Consider the following 737-nt stretch of genomic DNA (forward strand, 5'->3'; position numbering starts at 1 on the left):
GCCCATGAGGTGCTGGGCATCTCGACGTTGCAGGACCTGTATCAGGCGGTAGCCCCGGCGGTGATGCTGGGGAGTGCGAAGGACGCGGACACGATCCGCACCGCGAAGAATGCCTATCCCAAATACTGCCTGAAAATGGCGACCGGCACCGGCAAAACCTGGGTGCTTCAGGCCCTTATGGTGTGGCAGGTTCTCAATGCGCACCGCGCGCCCGGCAGCGGACGCTTCACCAAAAACTTCCTCGTCGTTGCGCCTGGCCTGATCGTCTACGATCGCCTGCTCGACGCCTTCATGGGCAAGGAGCGCAACGGCAAGCGCGACTTCACCAACTCCGACCTTGCCACCTTCCAGGAGCTGTTCATCCCCGACGCCTACCGCGACGAGGTGTTCCGCTTCGTGCAGGGTGCCGTCTGTGCCAAGGAAGATATCGGCCGCAAGGTCACGGCCGGAGGCCTGATCGCGATTTCCAACTGGCATGTCCTGTCGGAAGAGAGCGAGGAGCCTGAGGACGGCGACATCGCGGCTCCTGGCCAGGCGGCCGACCCCAAGGCCATTGTGCAGAGCATCCTGCCTCTCACGCCCGGCACCAGCCAGGGCAACGACCTTAATGTTCTGAACCGCCGCTTCGAGCGCGGCGGCATCCTCACCTACCTTCGTGATCTTCCGGCCCTGATGGTGTTCAACGACGAGGCGCACCACATCCACGACTTCAAGCGCGAAGGTGAGGTGACGGAGGT

The 737-nt window shown here is 63.1% G+C and carries 1 protein-coding gene; it reads left to right on the forward strand.

Annotation, left to right across the window (positions count from 1 at the left end):
- The coding region (locus AUL33_RS21355) for a DEAD/DEAH box helicase family protein (RefSeq protein WP_192843257.1) at window positions 1-737 on the forward strand (737 nt) is incomplete at both ends.

This window comes from Aureimonas sp. AU12 (assembly GCF_001463705.1).
Taxonomy (GTDB): Bacteria; Pseudomonadota; Alphaproteobacteria; order Rhizobiales; family Rhizobiaceae; genus Aureimonas.